Origin of the sequence: Thalassotalea litorea, from assembly GCF_005843925.1 — a bacterium.
GTDB classification, from domain to species: Bacteria; Pseudomonadota; Gammaproteobacteria; order Enterobacterales; family Alteromonadaceae; genus Thalassotalea_A; species Thalassotalea_A litorea_A.
On sequence record NZ_VCBC01000008.1, the window covers coordinates 135,918 to 153,419 of the forward strand.

Consider the following 17,502-nt stretch of genomic DNA (forward strand, 5'->3'; position numbering starts at 1 on the left):
TTTTATTCTTTTATTTTAAGTTGATAATAAACGACTTCTTCGCGAATACCAGAATCTTCATGGGTATAGGTTTTGACATATTCCATGCCCAGTTTTTCCATAATGCGAATCGAACCTTCATTCTCCGGTACCGCCAGAGCTGAGAATTTTTTTACATCCGGTTGAGTCGATAGGGCATCCATCACCGCCTGCGCCGCTTCGGTGGCATAACCTTTGCCCCAGAATTCCTGCTTAAAGCGCCAGCCGAGCTCCAGGTTTTGATCATCGCGCTGCTCGGAGAAAAAGTTCGCCGGGCGAACCAGAATCCAGCCGATAAACTCATCCGTATCGCTCAGGTTTACCTGCCATAATCCCCAACCTTTCGCGAGATTGCGATAAGCATTTAAGCGAGGAATAAAACGGGTTTCAATCTGCTCCCAGGTCGTCGGTTTTCCCTTATTGACATACTTCATCACGGCTGGGTTTTGATCGAGTTCGAACAGCAATTGTTTATCGTCCCCGGACATGAATAGGAATGATAATCTCGTCGTTTTTTGTATTTTCATGGGGTATTAGTTGATATATATCGCCCTGATAGATACTTTCCAGAATACCAGATACGGCGACAAACGTTTTGATATTTCTTTGGTTCTCTAGTTTTTATAGGACAGCAAGAGTGACAGCAATTATAGTGGTGATAAAAAGCAGACAACCAGCGTTGAACTATGCGGGTTATCTGCCAAATTTCGCTCTTCTAGAGCTTTGTTCTATGCTCTAAATAGTCAAAGATTAAGGGTCGACAACCTCCTCAAATTCGGCATCGTAAGAGATATCAAGTAACTCTAACGTATTGCCTCCTTCGGGTATTGCATCATCATCTTTTAGTATCACGTCCAGTGTATCTAAGAAAGGAAGCTCATTTACCCATGCCGAAAATTCACACATGTAAATACTATCTTCAGGCACAGTACCAACCGGTGGCAATGGAGTCTCTAAATTGTCGCCACAAGTCGTGCTCTCAACAAGTAGGCTGGTTAGCGTAACGTTACCAAAATAATCTGTTTCAATGGATTGGATTGTTAACGCGTCTAGGCTTGATTTATTGGAAATAGTAACTTTAAATGTGACCAAAGCTGCTTTCGCCTCAATCATCGCCATAGCGCTGGCTTCTACATCGTTAAAGCCAACGGTTTCACTATCACAGTCACTAACCGACGAGCCATCATCGTCTTGCCCTGAACCGCATGCCTCATTAACGTGGGCGTCGTCTCCGAAATTCCCTTGGATGCTTTCGATGAATTCACAGATTCTTTCTTCCCCTGGCCCCAAGGTAAATGGTACCAAGCAACTTCCTTTATTGTTTAAATCGCCAAAAATATCATCTTCGAGTACGTTAATGGTTACGGAATCAACCGAACTGGTGTTTTTAACTTTCACTTCGAATGTAACATCCACTCCGTCTGCAGATTCATTGACATTTTTATTTCCATCAACACCCTGGATAGCAGTTTTAGTTACATCAATCGTAGAGTCTGTGTCAGTTAAAGTTACTGTTGCAGAGTCTTGATCCATAGTTTCATTATTTTCTTCATCTTTACCTGTCACTTTTACGGTATCGGTTTCGCTATCACCGAAGTTTCCGGTAAAGCTCGCTGAAAACGTACAAACTTCTAATTTTTGCCCAGGTGCAAGAACAACCGAAGATACATCGCATCCGGTTTCTCTTAAACTTTCTCCGATTTTATCTTCAATTGTAGTTAAGGTTAACGTATCAGCAGCATTGGATGTGTTTTCAACCTCAACTTTAAAATAAACCGTTCCACCTGGTTCAGGGATACTTACGCTGTTGCTAAAGGTGCCATCACTTGTTGTTGAAACAGTCTTGATAACATCAATGGTAGGAAGTACATCCAAAATTTTTGCCGTAGCGTCATCCTTAACCGGATCTAGAACTATACCGTTTTTATCCTTACCAGAAACGGTTACTTCATTGGTGTGCATGAGCGGCTGGAGACCAAGGTTTTTAGTAAATGTGCATTGTGCTTCGCCAGGGGTAGAATCATCAATTCGAGCGGGAACTGTGGTGATATTACACTCGATTCCCTTAAGGTCACCGAATTTATCATCAAAAATGCTTTGGATATCGACAGCAACTGAGCTCGGATTCGTAATTTTGATGGTGTACTCGAAATCACCGGCTGCCGTATCACCCTCATTTTGTTGCAACGGAGACACCGTTTTCTCTACATCAATAGATGCAGGAACAATGATATTCACGTTAAATTCATCATCACAATTACATTTAGAGGGAGAGCCTGGATAAGTATCATCGGTACTAGTACAAACTTCATTTGCACCAGACTGACGCCAACTCACACAATTTGGTAAATTCAGTTGATCGTCACCATCCGTATCAGTACACAAAGTCGTTAACTCGACAGTATGAAAATAATTGGTTTTGCCTTCCGCATCGTTACAAATATCACCAATCTGTTCTTGAGAATCGAGATCAACACCATCATCGGTTAACGTGTATATTTGACAAAATCCCGGCTCTTCTTCCGCATCTAGCGCTCGTCGTGCAGAAGAACCACCAGATTTATTGAAATAAAGCCCGATATCGTAACGTTCTTGAGCTGTGGAAAGGACTTCGAAATCCGCGGAAAACGTAACATCTAATCCGTCTACACAGCGTCCGGTACCAACAAAGGGATGATTGGTATCGCCATCTATCGCTTTAACCTGGATGTTACTAGCGTCCGCTATTTGAATGTCGTTAGCTCTACAGGTCAGAGAACTTATCCCCTCTAGATCTGATCTATCTTCCATACAAAATCCCGATTGATTGCCGATATCGATGGCATGCACCTTATTTAAAAACACCAAGCAAATACAAATAGTGAATAGCTTTAAAATGGCAAAAAAATGTTGCTTTCGATTTGTCTTTGAGGACGACGGGGAAGAAGGTGGTTTTAATTTTGAGAGCAGTCTATTGAGATATTGCATATTTGCTTTCCTTACTGTGAGAAATATTCTGGACTGAACAGTATTCAGGGGAACTCAAGTCTCTCAGGCATTTTTCATACCAAAATTAACCTGCTGATTTTTTGATGGTTTTAAAACTAGCCGGTGTAACATTCGCTGGTTTGTTACGCTCCAAACAATGTTTGATACAGGCAGTTGATACAAAAAGGACGAATGCTAGTAGGGGGAGAGTCAGGGTAGATGACATCAACTATGGGGGAAGTGTTACTCTTTCGAAATATCTAAATTGGATTTATGGATAAGTCGGTAAAGGGATGTTCTGGAAATCGACAGTAGTTTTGCCGCTTTAGACAGGTTATAGTCACTGCTTTCGATTGCTTCGATAATTTCTTGCTTTTTTAATTCTCTGGGTCTTTTGATTTTGCGCGCTTCCATATTGGCTGTTTCTAAATTGCTCGCTGATTTTACTGGTTCAAGAATATCAAAAACTTGCTCGTTGTTGCTGTTTTCTGCACCGCCCATCACTACCAAGCGCTCAATAAAGTTAAATAATTCTCGCACATTACCTGGCCAATGGTAGTTTAAAATTTTCAGTGCCAGTTCATCAGCCAGCTGTGCCCCAGAACGATCGTTTAAAAGCTCAGAGAGTTTAGATTTTGCCAGTAATAAAACATCGTCAGAACGATCTCTTAAAGGGGGAGAATGCAGGCGCAAAATATTCAGGCGATGGAATAAATCTTCGCGAAACTTTCCATGCTCAACGGCTTGCTCTAAAGGTTCATGGGTTGCAGCTATGATCCGGCAGTCTATTCTTATCTGCTCATTAGCACCAATTCGTTCCAGCATCTTATCATCCAGAAACTTTAGCAAAATTACTTGCATGTGCGCGGGGAGATCACCGATTTCATTAAGAAAAAGAGTGCCACCCTGTGCTTGTTCAATTTTTCCTATGTGCTGCCCTTCAGCGCCGGTAAAGGCACCTTTTTCGTGACCAAATAGCTCTGACTGAATCAAGTGCTCAGGGAAAGCTGCGCAGTTTATATGAACAAATGGCGCTTTGTTGCGACTCGAAAGCTTGTGAATGATTATGGCGGCAAGGTCTTTACCGGTTCCTGTCTCACCCGTTATCAAAATATTGGCATTGGCATTGGCATTGGTATTAGCCACTAATTTAAGTTGTTGTTTGAAACATTGTATCGCTTCTGATGAACCCAGCATGTCCTCGATAGGCGAGTCGTTATACTTTTTGTCGGATTTTGCCTTGGAAATACTTGCCAATCCGTGTGCGTGACCGAGAGTATGGTTGAGTCGGTCAAAGTCGATTGGAAAGTGATGATAATCGTAAATAAAATCAGGAAGAAGCAGAGAAGCATTACTTTTCTGTAATTGCGACTCTTGCAAAATCGTAATCCATTTCAGTTCTGGAAAGCGATGATGAAGGCGGTCTAGTGAAGCAAAAAGGAGTTGGTGAGAGGGTTGCTCAAAAATCAGGATAATGACTTTAATCGCGTGCTCGCCAATCAGGCTAAACGATTTTTCAACGTCATGTATAGGGCAGTTTACACAATGCCAAGCCGACAGACGGACATTGATTTCAGTAAAAAACTTAATTGAACCAATGACCAGTACACTGCGTTTCTTTGTTTCTTCTGACTTCTTACTACTCATTGAAGACCAGATACTTCTTTAAACACTAATTCATGGCTAAAGCCTAGGGGATACTTGGCTTTTGGGCAAGAAAAAAGCCGGCGAGATGCCGGCTTTGTCAACGATAAAACCTATGGATTATTTCGGTGCGATTAATCCACGACGCTCTAACAAGTGGATCGGATCAGGCTCCTGACCACGAAAGCGCTTGTACATGATCATTGGATCTTCGGTACCACCGGATTCCAGTACGTTTTTGCGATAAGACGTTGCAGTGTCTTGATCGAAAATGCCTTTTTCCTCAAATACTTTCCAGGTATCGGCATCAAAAATATTTGACCAGATGTAACCATAGTATCCCGAGGAATAACCGCCGGCGAAGATGTGTGAGAAGTACGTTGTGCGATAACGAGGTGCGATTTCATTGATCAAGCCGATATTTGCCATGGCGTCAGCTTCAAATTTATCGGCATCTTGCTCTTCAGCGGTCTCTAACGTGTGCCATTTCAAATCAAGCAGGGCGGCGGCCATATATTCAGTGGTGGCAAAACCCTGATTAAATTTGCCAGAGGCCTGGATCTTCTCAACCATTTCCATCGGGATCACTTCACCGGTTTGATAGTGTTTTGCAAACTGCGCTAACACCTGTGGCTCTGTCATCCAGTTTTCCATGACTTGCGAAGGGTACTCAACGTAATCACGCGGTAATGAGGTACCGGTCAAAGAACGGTAATAACCATCCGACAGTAAACCTTGAATGGCATGGCCGAATTCATGGAATAAGGTGGATGCCTGATCGAAGGTAAGCAATACTGGCTCATCACCAATCGGTGCAGGGTAATTTAAAACGTTGTAGATAATCGGTTGAACATCGTCGCCGTACATTTTGTATTGCTTACGGAAAGAGCTCATCCAGGCGCCACCACGCTTAGAAGCGCGAACATAAAAGTCAGTCATGTAGACACCGACAGAAGAACCATCTTTATCGAATACTTCATAAGTCGTAACGTCTGGATGATATTTCGGCAGATCATTACGCTCTTTGAAGGTCACACCCCAAAGTTTTTCTGCGGTATAGAAAACCCCTTGCATGGTATTGTCTAACGAGAAATAGGGTTTGGTGGCTTCTTCGTCGAGGTCGTATTTTTGTTTACGAACTTTCTCTGAGTAATACCACCAGTCCCAGGCTTCTAATTTAAAGTCTGCACCAGTCGATTCCGCGAAAGTTTGCATGTCCGAAACTTCCTGCTTAGCTCGCGCTAAAGACGCAGGCCAGACTTTATCCAATAAGCCATAAACATTTTCAGGGGTTTTTGCCATCGCATTTTCAAGCACGTAATGGGCATGAGTGTCATAGCCGAGTACCTGAGCACGTTGATAACGAAGGGACGCCATTTTCGAGGCGATTTTCTTATTATCATTGGCGTTGTCATTATCGCCACGATGGGTATAGGCGTAGAATAATTGCTCACGCAATTCTCGATTGGTTGAGTAGGTTAAAAACGGGTAGAAGCTTGGACGATGTGTGGTAAATACCCACTTACCTTCATGGCCTCGGTCTGTTGCCGTTTTCGCCGCAGCTGCAACAATACCTTCCGGTAAACCATCAAGTTTGGCTTTGTCGTCAATCACCAATTCAAAATCATTGGTTTCGTTTAACAGGTTCTCGCCAAACTGGATACTCAACTTGGAAAGTTGCTCATTTAAATCACGTAACGTTGCTTTGTCTTCGGCGTTAAGGTTGGCACCGCCGCGAACAAACCCTTTGTAGGTTTTTTCTAAAAGCGTCTTTTGTTCGGTGTTTAATTCTAACGTATCTCTTTGCTCATACACCGCGTTGACGCGCTTAAACAAATCTTCATTCAAGTACACATCGTCAGACAGTTTTGACAGTTTTGGAGAGATCTCTTTCGAGATGGCCTGCATCTCTGGTGTTGACATTGAGCCAATCAAACCGTAAAAAACATTGGTGACCTTAGTGAGTAATTCGCCGCTTTTTTCCATGGCTTCAATAGTGTTATCAAACGTCGGTGCGTCGCTATTATTGGCGATGGTTAGAATTTCGGCTTTTTGCTCTGCAATGCCTTTTTCCAGAGCTGGCATATAGTGATCAATTTTGATTTTTTCAAACGGCGCGATGCCAAACGGCGTGTCATATTCCGAATAGAAAGGATTGCTCATTTCCTGGTTGTCACTGCTTTGTGCGACTTGTTCAGTCGTGGCGGACTGATTGCTGGCCTGGTCTTTGTTTTCAGACTGACAACCTGCTAGGGCAATCGCCAGAGCAATGGGCGTTAACAGATGTTTTTTCATATCTCTTCCTGTTCTATTTTCAAGTCAATTTTTCGGGCACATAGGATTGCGCGTTATCCCTTTCTATCACAGACTAACTGTGACACACCGCGTTTCGACAGCTTAGATGCTGCGGGTGTAAAGGATTTATTTAACTCACTGTTTTATCGTATCCATTGCTATTTGTAAATTGATTTGTCGGCCGGATTCTGGCAATAGTGTTACGAAATGATTCCACTTAGAGGTATGATAAGCAAAGCGTAGGTCGGTGCACAGGCCATACCATGATGCCCAGTGAACGGTTTGCCTTAGGTATACGTATTCCTTCATCGTATCGGGTACTTTTATTACCAAGTAAGAGGGGTTATTTGTTTGTTAAATTTAGATCGCACAGTTCGCCTGGCCATAAATACTGCGGCCATGGATTGGGAGGCATCGCCGGCTCACGGTGTGTATCGCAAGAAGCTGGAACGGGAAGGAGTCGAAAGTGGATTAACGACCAGTGTCGTTAAATATGATGAAAATACCGCATTTGCACCGCATCCTCACCCCCATGGCGAGGAAATTTTTGTTCTCGATGGCGTTTTTGAAGATGAACATGGACAGTATCCGAAAGGGTCATATTTTAGAAATCCTCCAGGCAGTTCCCATGCTCCGAAAAGCCCCCAAGGGTGTGAGTTATTTGTTAAGCTCAATCAATTTCAGCAAGGCGACACTGCTCAGGTACATATCGAAACGGCTAAGCAGCCCTGGCGGCCCGGATTGGTTGATGGTTTGTCGGTTATGCCATTACATTCCTTCACAACTGAACACACGGCGCTAGTGCGCTGGCAACCGGGCACACATTTCCAGCCCCATGTGCACCCAGGCGGCGAAGAAATCTTTGTTCTTGACGGTGTGTTCGAAGATGAGTTTGGTCAATACCCCAAAGGTACATGGTTGCGTAGCCCGCCATACTCAAAACACAATCCTTTTTCAGAGCAAGGCTGCATTATTTTCGTAAAGACGGGTTATATGGGGTAGGGACGCTCTTTGATGGTATCAAAGGCTTGATTGCCGCCGCCGGATTGCCGATGGCATCGGCCGTTTTGACCGGGCGTTTTGGGCGACGTAGACGTTTTGGTAAAAAGCGGTTTCGTAACCATTCATTGCTGCGTTTTTCAAGCAAGTAATACGAGACAATGGAGCATAACCCGCAGGCAGTAACAACGAGTGCCGCGACAAATATGCTTTGCCAACTAAAGGTATCCATACTGAACACAATACGGTCTACGCCATGAACGAGATAGGGGTGGAATAGATAGAGTGAATAGCTGGCATCGCCTAACAAAATTAGCCATAGGGGAAATCTGATGTTTGTCGTGCCCCATAACATCAGGCACACAACGGCAATTGCCGGTAGACCAAAAGAGAGGAAACGGATCCCATTTCGGTCGATAAAAAACATCGACGTAACAATCACCAATGCCAACGCTAAAGACAAATAACTTGCCGCTTTGCTAACCTGCCAATGATGAGTATTTTTCCAGAGTGTGTAAATGGCCATGCCGTAGACAAACTCAAGCAAAATGGTATCCGTATAAAATTGGTAAAACAGGCTACTCGATTTCGTTAGCTGACCGATGCAAATACAGAACACCAGCAGGCATGCGCAAATGGCACTGGCGTGAACTTTTGAAATACGCAAGCTGATGGCAAAAACCACATAGAAAAACATCTCATAATTTAACGTCCAACCCAGCTTTAATACCGGAGCGATTTCACCACTGGCGTTTTGATATGGAATAAAGAGAAGTGATTTGAGCAGTTCTATGAGTGAACCAGGTTCAGAAGAGACAAGAGTCGGAATGTAGTTACCAATTACGAACACACCTATGGTACCTACATAATATAAGGGCAATACTCGAAACACTCGTTTCAGGATAAAGTTATCGCTATCCCGTTCCGTGATAAAGCAAATGATGAAACCACTGACGATAAAGAAAATATCAACGCCAAATTCCCCACGGTTGATCATCGGAATATGGCTAAAAACCACCGCAAAAGCAGCTAAAGCGCGGAGTACCTGCAGGGAGTCTAATTTATTAGTCACGTGTTACTCGCAATATAGGATTTAAAAATTTGCGACATTCAATCCCTGAATTTTTGTACGTTCGAGATTTAAAATGCCAACAAAGCCGACAAAATTAATTTGCTACTGATAAACACTTAAGGAAAGTCGTGTTGAGTCCGTTAACACTAAAAGCAGGCAATGGCACAAAGTGCATTGTTAAAACTAGTGAATAATTTAACTATAGAGTATGTCGACAAAATTCCTATTGATGAGCGAAAAAATAATCTGAAAGTATGGCGCATTGATAATACATCTTTCACATGCAACGAAAATAATCTTACGAATAGCAAAAACAGGGTGGGCAAAACGTGAATGTGCAACGAACAGTCAGCTTGGGAATTATGCAGGTAGATTGATATACGCGTTGAGAGTAATACTCGAACCGAAAAACACAAACACGCTTGTTTGCCGGCTCGGGGCTTATTGGTCAGTCATTTGACGGGAATTCATTTACCTTCTTGCACAAGAGGCGCGTTTAACCAGACGAGGTAAGTATTTCCCTTTAGTGGTCGAGGCATCTGTTGCATCTGATGATACTCGTTGTAATGCCATTTGGGCCGCCTGTTTGGCCATGGTATGTATTGGATAATGCATCGTGGTGAGTTTAGGGCGAGTGTAGCTGGCCAGAATGACATCATCAAAACCGATCACAGAAATGTCTTCCGGTACCCGATAACCATTATCTTCCAAAGTGCTGATGGCCCCGGATGCCATCGCATCGTTGTATACAAACAACGCGGAAAAACGATGTCCTTCCGTTAATAGTTGCTGTGCCGCGATTTCACCGCCTTGTTGATTCGGTGCGCCAAAGCTTACCGGAATCGCAGCATTATTCACGCCTTGCTCTGCCAGGCATTCTTTAAATCCATGCAAACGCAGTCGTGGATCTTCAATCTCATATTCGCTCGATATACAGGCGAAGCGGTTGTGACCCAACGCAAGAAAATGACGAGCGGCAATTCGCCCACCTTCGATATTATCCAGCCAGACACAACGTTCTATGGTCTCTGGGACTAGCCGGTCAATTAGGATCAAACCCGAATGCAGAGCCATTAAATCTTGTAATTTCTTACTGGAAATGTGTTTTGAATGCATGACGATGGCGTCACAGTTGCGATCCAACAAGACATTTAATGCGCTCAGCTCCGATTCTTCACTCCCCATGCCCGTACTCAGCAGAAGTTGCAGATTGTTTTCTTTGGCGACGTTATCAACGCCACTGGCAAGTGCTGCAAAAAATGGATCGGTCAGCTCTGGGATGACAACGCCTAAGGTTGCACTTTTTTGGGTGACTAGAGCTCTTGCGTTAGCATTAGGGCGGTACCCAAGTTGTTGCATCGCACGTGTGACACGATCACGGGTTTGTGCATTTACCTTATCCCCTTGATTTATTACCCGAGAGACAGTGGCAATGGAAACACCAGCAACTTTTGCGACATCCTTAATATTAGCCATAATGAAAACGTTTTAAATTGAGCGGTTATGGAAAAACATACCTAATCATAAGTATTTTCGCCATTGTTGGCTAGTTTAATAATATATTTATGGCTATTGTGATTATTTATGTAAACGTTTACACTTTTGCCTAATGATAACTAATGGAAGCCATTATGACCGATATTTTTGATCCAACAGAGCATCCTCATCGCCGTTTTAATCCGTTAATTGGTGAATGGGTACTGGTTTCTCCCCACCGGGCGAAACGTCCATGGCAAGGCCAGGTAGAGCCTGCCGCTGAGGAAGTTCGTCCAGCGTATGACGAATCTTGTTATTTATGTGCGGGCAATACGCGCATCAATGGCGAAGTGAATGAGCAATACCAAGGCACCTACGTATTTGACAATGACTTTGCGGCGCTCAAAGAAGATACCCCTGTGGCAGCAACGGACGATCCATTGTTTAAAATGCAAACCGAGCAAGGCAAGAGCCGAGTCATCTGTTTTAGTGATGACCACAGTAAAACATTACCGCAATTATCGGTAACTAAGCTTCAGAAGGTAGTGAAAACCTGGCAGCAACAATGTCAGGAGCTTGGTCAAACGTTTCAGTCGGTACAGGTATTTGAAAACAAAGGCGCGATGATGGGCTGCTCGAATCCGCATCCCCATGGTCAGATCTGGGCACAGACGCAACTACCAACATTGGTAAGTAAAAAGCAAAACGCGCAACTTGAGTATTGGCAGACTAACCAGAGTAATCTGCTGCTGGACTATGTTGCACGGGAGATTGAAGCGAAAGAACGAGTCGTCGTTAGTAATGACGACTGGGTTGTCGTGGTTCCTTATTGGGCGGCCTGGCCGTTCGAAACCTTATTGCTGCCAAGGTTCAACATACAACGAATGACGGATTTAACGACCATGCAGACATTGAGTCTGGCCGATATTCTTAAACAAATTACCACCCGCTACGATAATTTGTTTCAGTGTTCATTTCCTTATTCCATGGGCTGGCATGGCGCGCCTTATGATGGCGATGCGCACCCAGAGTGGACATTACACGCAAGTTTCTTACCACCGTTATTGCGCAGCGCGACGGTGAAAAAATTTATGGTGGGCTATGAAATGATGGCCGAAGCCCAACGAGACCTTACCGCAGAACAAGCCGCTGAACGTTTACGCAATGTCAGCGCTACGCACTACAAGGAGTCCTAATTGTGAAATTAAAAGAACAAGCAAGTCAGTATTTTCAACAACAATTTTCGGTAAGCAGCGAATTGGTTTGTTATGCACCGGGTCGTGTCAATGTGATAGGCGATCATACCGATTACAATGACGGCTTCGTGTTACCGGCGGCCATCAATTATGGAACGGCTATTGCCGCATCAAAACGCGATGATAATAAGGTTGTTGTCTATGCCCATGACTGTGAGCAACAAACAACGGAATTCTCGCTCGATGATATTCAGTTTGATGACCAGTATATGTGGAGTAATTATGTCCGCGGTACGATCAAAATGTTGCAACAAAAATTTCCCCAATTAGGTGGTGCAACATTGGCGGTTACCGGTAATGTGCCGCAAGGCGCTGGGCTAAGCTCTTCGGCAAGTTTTGAAATCGCGATTTTAAATACGTTTGCGCAACTATACTCGCTGTCACTTGATGGCATTGAAGCCGCGCTTTTAGGCCAAAAAGCGGAGAATCAGTTTGTCGGTTGTAACTGTGGCATCATGGATCAGTTGATTTCGGCGATGGGACAAAAATCCAATGCGATGTTGCTCGATTGTCGCGCATTAACGTTTGAAGATGCCCCAATTCCGGCAGGGTTTTCATTTGTGATTGTTAATTCTAACGTCAAACGCGGTTTAGTGGATAGTGAATACAACTTGCGCCGAGAGCAGTGCGAAGCGGTTGCAAAACATTTTAACGTGCAAGCACTACGTGATTTAACCATGGAACAATTACAGTCTGAGCAGGCCAATCTATCTGAGGTTGAATATCGTCGTGCTCGTCATGTGATAAGTGAAAATGACCGCACGTTAGCGGCGCTGGCAGCGTTAAAAACCAATGACATTGCTACCATGAGTAAGCTGATGATGGCGTCACACCTGTCATTAAAAGACGATTTTGAAGTGACCACGCCAGAAATGGACGCGTTAGTTGAGATTATTGCTAAGGTGCTTGGCAATAAAGGCGGTACCCGCATGACCGGTGGTGGCTTTGGCGGTTGTGTGGTCGCGTTGGCGCCAACGGAGTTGGTGGAACCCATCAAGGTTGCAATTACCAATCAATATCAACAGCGTTCAGGTCTTGAAGCGGATATCTATGTGTGTACGGCAGAGCAGGGCGCATTTCGCTAAGCGCAGCTAGCAATTGTCTATAACTTTATAAAGAACAATCTATTGAGGCATCGATGGATTGTTCTTTATTCCTCGCCTTAAAATCTATTTTTACCGTCGAATTAATCATTTTCTGCTTCGCAATTTTGTGCCGAATACTCCGATTCCACCCTTATTTTCGAACTTTCTTATTTACATTGTAGGATTGTTAACAATTCATCTTTACAAAACCAGTTGTCGCGTGTAAATTGTTAACAATAAACTCGCTAATAAATAAATAAGAATGATTACTGCGCCAAGTCAAATTTCCTCTGTCAATATTGAATATTACCAGGTGCCATTGGCTGAAGTCCTGTCCGACGCCAAGCATGGCGATCATACCCATTTTGAAATCATTGTCTGTCGTATCATGAGCAGCGATGGCGTCGAAGGGGTTGGGTACACCTACACCGGTGGCAAGGGTGGCCGTGCGATTTATACCCTGCTAAACGATGAGATCCGTCCACATCTTATTGGTCTTAACTGTGCAGATATCGATGCCATCTGGCATAAATTACAGTGGGACTTCCATTATGTTGGCCGTGGCGGGATTTTAAGTTTCGCCATCTCCGCCGTCGATATTGCCCTCTGGGATATCAAATGTAAGCGCTTGGGTCAGCCGCTGTGGCAAGTTGCAGGAGGTGCGAGTAATCGTACTAATTGCTATGCGGGCGGAATTGATTTGAATTTTAGTGAACAAAAATTACTCAATAACATTCAAGGCTATCTGGATCGCGGATTCGAAGCGGTGAAAATCAAAGTCGGTAAAGAAGATTACCGAGAAGATGTTGCCCGGGTCCGCGCCGTACGAGCGTTGATTGGTAATGATCGTACCTTTATGGTGGATGCCAATTACTCGATGAGTATCGATGAGGCGATTCGTTTTGGTCATGCCATTGAAGACCAGGCAATTACCTGGTTTGAAGAGCCAACCATTCCGGATGATTATCAAGGTTATGGTAAAATCGCCGACGCGATTAGTATCCCTTTAGCGATGGGCGAAAATTTACATATTATCCACGAGTTTATTTATGCCATTGAGCAGGCCAAGCTTGGTTATCTGCAACCAGATGCGTCGAATATCGGCGGTATTACCGGCTGGCTTAAAGTTGCCGAAATGGCAAAACAGGCAAATATCCCTGTTTGTAGCCACGGTATGCACGAATTACACGTGTCACTCATGGCTTCTCAACCGCACGCCGGTTATCTGGAAGTACATTCCTTTCCTATTGATCAATATACTAAATCTCCTCTTAGGCTTGAACAGGGAAAGGCTTGTGCTCCAGATACACCTGGTACTGGCGTCGATTTCGACCCAGTACTTCTATCACCGCATTTAATTACACAAAGTTAAGGGTTTACCATGATTGCTGCCCAATATATTGGCAATAAGTCGTTTCAAATTGTTGAAGGTTCTTCGATCCCTCCTAAAGCTGGAGAAGTTCGTCTAAATGTTGGCTATGTTGGTATTTGTGGTACCGACATGCATATTTACCATGGTGTTATGGACCAGCGTGTTAACCCACCAGCCACCATCGGACATGAAATCTCGGGTGTTGTTGCTGAATTAGGTGCTGGCGTTGAAGGTTTTGCCGTAGGCGATAATGTTGTCGTTCGTCCGTTGGATTATTGCGGCCAGTGCCCGGCCTGTGAAGCCGGACATTCTCACGTATGTCAGAACCTGAAGTTTATGGGCATTGATACCCCAGGGGCGTTTCAAAATTCCTGGACCGTGAAAGCTCGTACTTTACATAAACTGCCAGCAAATGTTTCTCTGCAAACCGGCGCTTTGGTGGAGCCTTTAGCCGTCGCTTGCCATGATATTCGTCGTGCCAATCTAAAATCCGGTGAAAAAGCCGTTGTGATTGGTGGTGGTCCGATCGGCCAGTTAGTCGCGCTCGTGGCCAAATCCGTAGGGGCCGAAGTGATCATTTCTGAAGTTAATGATGCGCGTCGTGAGTTTTCTTCGCAATACGATATTGCAACGGTGAACCCATTGCAGCAAGACTTACCGGCTTATGTCAAAGATTGGACGAATGACAAAGGCGCCGATGTCGTCTTTGAAGTGTCCGGTGTTCAGCCCGCGATTGATGTAATGACACAAATTGCTGCTGTGCGTGGTCGAATTTGCATGGTAGCGATTCATGCCAATGCCCCGCAAGTCGACTTATTCCAGTTTTTCTGGAAAGAGCTAGAGTTAGTAGGTGCAAGGGTTTACGAACGTGAAGATTTTGATATGGCCATTGACTTGATCGCCACCGGCAAAGCGGATTTGGCACCGTTTATCAGTTCCGTGAATAGTCTCGATGAAATCGGTAGTGCCTTTGCCAATATCGACAACAATCCAACCGGAATGAAAGCGCTCGTTTCTTGCCAGTCAGAAAAAAATAAGGACTGAAATTACCATGTTAAAGCAATTTGATCTTACAGGAAAAGTCGCCCTGGTAACTGGGTGTAGTCGTGGTATTGGTTTGGCGATGGCGGAAGGTCTGGCAGAAGCTGGCGCCGATGTTATCGGTGTATCTGCAACTTTGGCGTCACAAGGCAGCGCGCCGCAACAAGCGGTAGAAAAAGCCGGTCGTAAATTTTATGCCTATCAATGTGATTTTTCGTCTCGACAAAGCGTTACCGCTTTTCTTAAGCAAGTGTTAAATGATCACCCGTGTATTGATATTTTGGTAAACAATGCCGGTTCGATTTTACGCGATCCTGCCGCGGTGCATAGCGATGAATATTGGGACAATATCATTGAAATTAATCTTAATTCGCAATTTGTGATCAGTCGTGAAATCGGCAAAACCATGGTGGAACGAGGCAGCGGCAAGATTATTTTTACCGCATCGTTATTGACGTTCCAAGGCGGTATCACCGTTCCAGGTTATGCAGCAAGCAAGGGAGCCATTGGCCAGTTAACCAAAGCCCTTGCCAACGAATGGGCCAGTAAAGGTGTTAACGTTAATGCCATTGCGCCTGGGTATATCGCTACAGATAATACTGAAGCTCTGCGCAATGACCCTGAGCGTGCAAAGTCGATTTTAGATCGTATTCCGCAAGCTCGCTGGGGTGAACCTGAGGACTTTAAAGGGCCAACGGTATTTTTGGCGTCAAATGCCTCAAATTATATGAATGGTAGCGTTGTTCTTGTGGACGGCGGTTGGATGGGACGTTAGATGATGATCTTTAATAACCAAAATTTTATTGATGGCAAATATGTCGCGTCAAGTGCCAGCGATACGCTCGATGTACTTAGCCCAAGTACGGGTGAGTTAGTTGGTACCATTCCTGCGGGAACCCGTGACGATGCGCAAGTGGCATTAGAAAGTGCCGAGCAGGCGCAAAAGTTGTGGGCTAAAAAAACAGCACGGGAAAGACAAACAATCTTACGAAAGTTCGCCAGCCTGATCCGTGACAAAAACGAAGAGCTGGCGACTTTATTGGTAAAAGAGCAAGGTAAACTTATCGATGTGGCGCGGATGGAAGCAGAAGTTACCGCGACCTTTATCGAATATGCCTGTGACAATGCATTGACGATAGAAGGTGATATTTTACCGTCAGATATTGCCGATGAAAAAATCTATATTCATAAGGTGCCGCGTGGTGTGATCGTGGCCATCACCGCCTGGAATTTCCCTCTGGCGTTGGCAGGTCGTAAAATTGGTCCAGCACTGATCACGGGTAACTCGATTGTGATCAAACCGACTCAGGAAACACCATTATCGACATTGGCATTAGGTGAACTGGCAAATGCTGCCGGTATCCCGGCGGGTGTCTTAAATATTGTTAACGGAACGGGGTCTGTCGTTGGCCAGCATTTGTGTGAGAGTGAGATCACCAAGCTGATAACGATGACGGGAAGCACTCGAGCAGGACAAATCATTCATCAGGCAAGTAGTAAATATTTAACCCCTTTAATGCTTGAATTGGGTGGCAAAGCACCGTTTGTGGTGATGGAAGATGCGGATTTGGATAAAGCCGTAGCCGATGCGGTCACGACTCGCTATGCCAATTGTGGTCAGGTTTGTACCTGTGCAGAGCGCATCTATGTTCATGCCGCCGTTTATGATGAATTTATTGCGCGCTTTGTACCTAAAGTACAGGCGATTAAAGTTGGTGACCCGATGGATCCCTCCACGGAAATGGGGCCGAAGGTTAATGCCAATGAAATTCGCCACATCCATTCGTTAGTGGAAAAAGGCATTGCGGAAGGCGCTAAACTGGCGACCGGCGGTAAAATTGCCAGTGTTAAAGGTTTTGAAGGCGGCAATTGGTATGAGCCAACGGTATTAGTGGATGTAGAGCAAAATAATACCTTGGTACATGAAGAGACCTTTGGTCCTATTGTTCCTATTGTTAAGTTCAGCACCATTGAAGAAGTTATTGGCTACTGTAATGATTCTGAATACGGGTTGTCGGCCTATCTATATACGCAAAATCAACGCTATATTCATCAGGCTATCGCCGAATTAGAGGTCGGTGAAGTGTATGTGAACCGAGGTATTGGTGAGCAACATCAGGGATTTCACAATGGCTGGAAACTTTCCGGTGCCGGTGGCGAAGATGGTAAATATGGCCTCGAACAATATATGGAAAAGAAGACTGTCTACTTAAACGAGTCTTACTAACCAAACGCTTTGAAAGCCGAACGAAATGCAAATTTTGTTCGGCTTTTTTG

13 protein-coding genes are annotated in these 17,502 nt (G+C 44.4%); 7 read left to right on the plus strand and 6 right to left on the minus strand.

Going from position 1 to position 17,502, the window contains the following annotated elements:
• Positions 1-2: 2 nt before the first annotated feature.
• From FE810_RS09545 to FE810_RS09560, 4 genes are all read right to left on the minus strand, one after another.
• A complete protein-coding gene (locus tag FE810_RS09545) occupies positions 3-545 on the minus strand; it encodes a GNAT family N-acetyltransferase (RefSeq protein WP_138319825.1) in 543 nt (180 codons plus the stop codon).
• 223 nt (positions 546-768) lie between these two features.
• Positions 769-2,985, minus strand: coding sequence for a hypothetical protein (locus FE810_RS09550; protein ID WP_138319826.1), 2,217 nt, complete (start codon positions 2,983-2,985; stop codon positions 769-771).
• A gap of 243 nt (positions 2,986-3,228) precedes the next feature.
• Entirely contained in the window at positions 3,229-4,632 is a 1,404-nt protein-coding gene (locus FE810_RS09555) for a sigma-54 dependent transcriptional regulator (RefSeq protein ID WP_138319827.1), read from the minus strand.
• A gap of 117 nt (positions 4,633-4,749) precedes the next feature.
• Positions 4,750-6,924, minus strand: a complete 2,175-nt coding sequence (locus tag FE810_RS09560; protein ID WP_138319828.1) for a M3 family metallopeptidase — start codon at positions 6,922-6,924, stop codon at positions 4,750-4,752.
• A 351-nt stretch (positions 6,925-7,275) separates the two neighbouring features.
• Between FE810_RS09560 and FE810_RS09565 the strand changes: the two genes are divergently transcribed.
• Entirely contained in the window at positions 7,276-7,926 is a 651-nt protein-coding gene (locus FE810_RS09565) for a cupin domain-containing protein (RefSeq protein ID WP_138319829.1), read from the plus strand.
• On the opposite strand, the gene FE810_RS09570 is transcribed toward FE810_RS09565, so the two are convergent.
• Positions 7,895-8,995 (minus strand): acyltransferase family protein, encoded by a 1,101-nt coding sequence (locus FE810_RS09570; protein WP_138319830.1) that lies wholly within the window; start codon positions 8,993-8,995, stop codon positions 7,895-7,897. The two genes, FE810_RS09565 and FE810_RS09570, sit on opposite strands and share 32 nt — an antisense overlap.
• 471 nt (positions 8,996-9,466) lie before the next feature.
• Entirely contained in the window at positions 9,467-10,471 is a 1,005-nt protein-coding gene (locus tag FE810_RS09575; protein ID WP_138319831.1) for a LacI family DNA-binding transcriptional regulator, read from the minus strand.
• A 155-nt stretch (positions 10,472-10,626) separates the two neighbouring features.
• Between FE810_RS09575 and FE810_RS09580 the strand changes: the two genes are divergently transcribed.
• The 6 genes from FE810_RS09580 to aldA all read left to right on the plus strand — a co-directional run bounded on the left by FE810_RS09580 (position 10,627) and on the right by aldA (position 17,452).
• Positions 10,627-11,667 (plus strand): UDP-glucose--hexose-1-phosphate uridylyltransferase, encoded by a 1,041-nt coding sequence (locus FE810_RS09580; protein WP_138319832.1) that lies wholly within the window; start codon positions 10,627-10,629, stop codon positions 11,665-11,667.
• Positions 11,668-11,669: 2 nt separating this feature from the next.
• Complete coding sequence (gene galK / locus FE810_RS09585) at positions 11,670-12,812, plus strand: galactokinase (RefSeq protein ID WP_138319833.1); 1,143 nt, start codon at positions 11,670-11,672, stop codon at positions 12,810-12,812.
• Between the two features lie 262 nt (positions 12,813-13,074).
• On the plus strand, positions 13,075-14,184 hold the full coding sequence (locus FE810_RS09590) for a mandelate racemase/muconate lactonizing enzyme family protein (RefSeq protein ID WP_138319834.1): 1,110 nt from the start codon (positions 13,075-13,077) through the stop codon (positions 14,182-14,184).
• Positions 14,185-14,193: 9 nt separating this feature from the next.
• Positions 14,194-15,228, plus strand: coding sequence for a zinc-dependent alcohol dehydrogenase (locus FE810_RS09595; protein ID WP_138319835.1), 1,035 nt, complete (start codon positions 14,194-14,196; stop codon positions 15,226-15,228).
• Between the two features lie 7 nt (positions 15,229-15,235).
• Positions 15,236-16,000: an SDR family NAD(P)-dependent oxidoreductase gene (locus tag FE810_RS09600; protein WP_138319836.1), complete on the plus strand. Its 765-nt coding sequence runs from the start codon at positions 15,236-15,238 to the stop codon at positions 15,998-16,000.
• Positions 16,001-17,452, plus strand: coding sequence for an aldehyde dehydrogenase (gene aldA, locus FE810_RS09605; RefSeq protein ID WP_138319837.1), 1,452 nt, complete (start codon positions 16,001-16,003; stop codon positions 17,450-17,452).
• Positions 17,453-17,502: the final 50 nt, after the last annotated feature.

Coding starts and splice junctions, on each gene's coding strand:
- FE810_RS09600 (WP_138319836.1), top strand. CDS start 15,236: ATGTTAAAGCAATTTGATCTTACAGGAAAAGTCGCCCTGGTAACTGGG.
- FE810_RS09580 (WP_138319832.1), top strand. CDS start 10,627: ATGACCGATATTTTTGATCCAACAGAGCATCCTCATCGCCGTTTTAAT.
- FE810_RS09575 (WP_138319831.1), bottom strand. CDS start 10,471: ATGGCTAATATTAAGGATGTCGCAAAAGTTGCTGGTGTTTCCATTGCC.
- FE810_RS09555 (WP_138319827.1), bottom strand. CDS start 4,632: ATGAGTAGTAAGAAGTCAGAAGAAACAAAGAAACGCAGTGTACTGGTC.
- FE810_RS09550 (WP_138319826.1), bottom strand. CDS start 2,985: ATGCAATATCTCAATAGACTGCTCTCAAAATTAAAACCACCTTCTTCC.
- FE810_RS09590 (WP_138319834.1), top strand. CDS start 13,075: ATGATTACTGCGCCAAGTCAAATTTCCTCTGTCAATATTGAATATTAC.
- FE810_RS09560 (WP_138319828.1), bottom strand. CDS start 6,924: ATGAAAAAACATCTGTTAACGCCCATTGCTCTGGCGATTGCCCTAGCA.
- FE810_RS09545 (WP_138319825.1), bottom strand. CDS start 545: ATGAAAATACAAAAAACGACGAGATTATCATTCCTATTCATGTCCGGG.
- aldA (WP_138319837.1), top strand. CDS start 16,001: ATGATGATCTTTAATAACCAAAATTTTATTGATGGCAAATATGTCGCG.
- FE810_RS09595 (WP_138319835.1), top strand. CDS start 14,194: ATGATTGCTGCCCAATATATTGGCAATAAGTCGTTTCAAATTGTTGAA.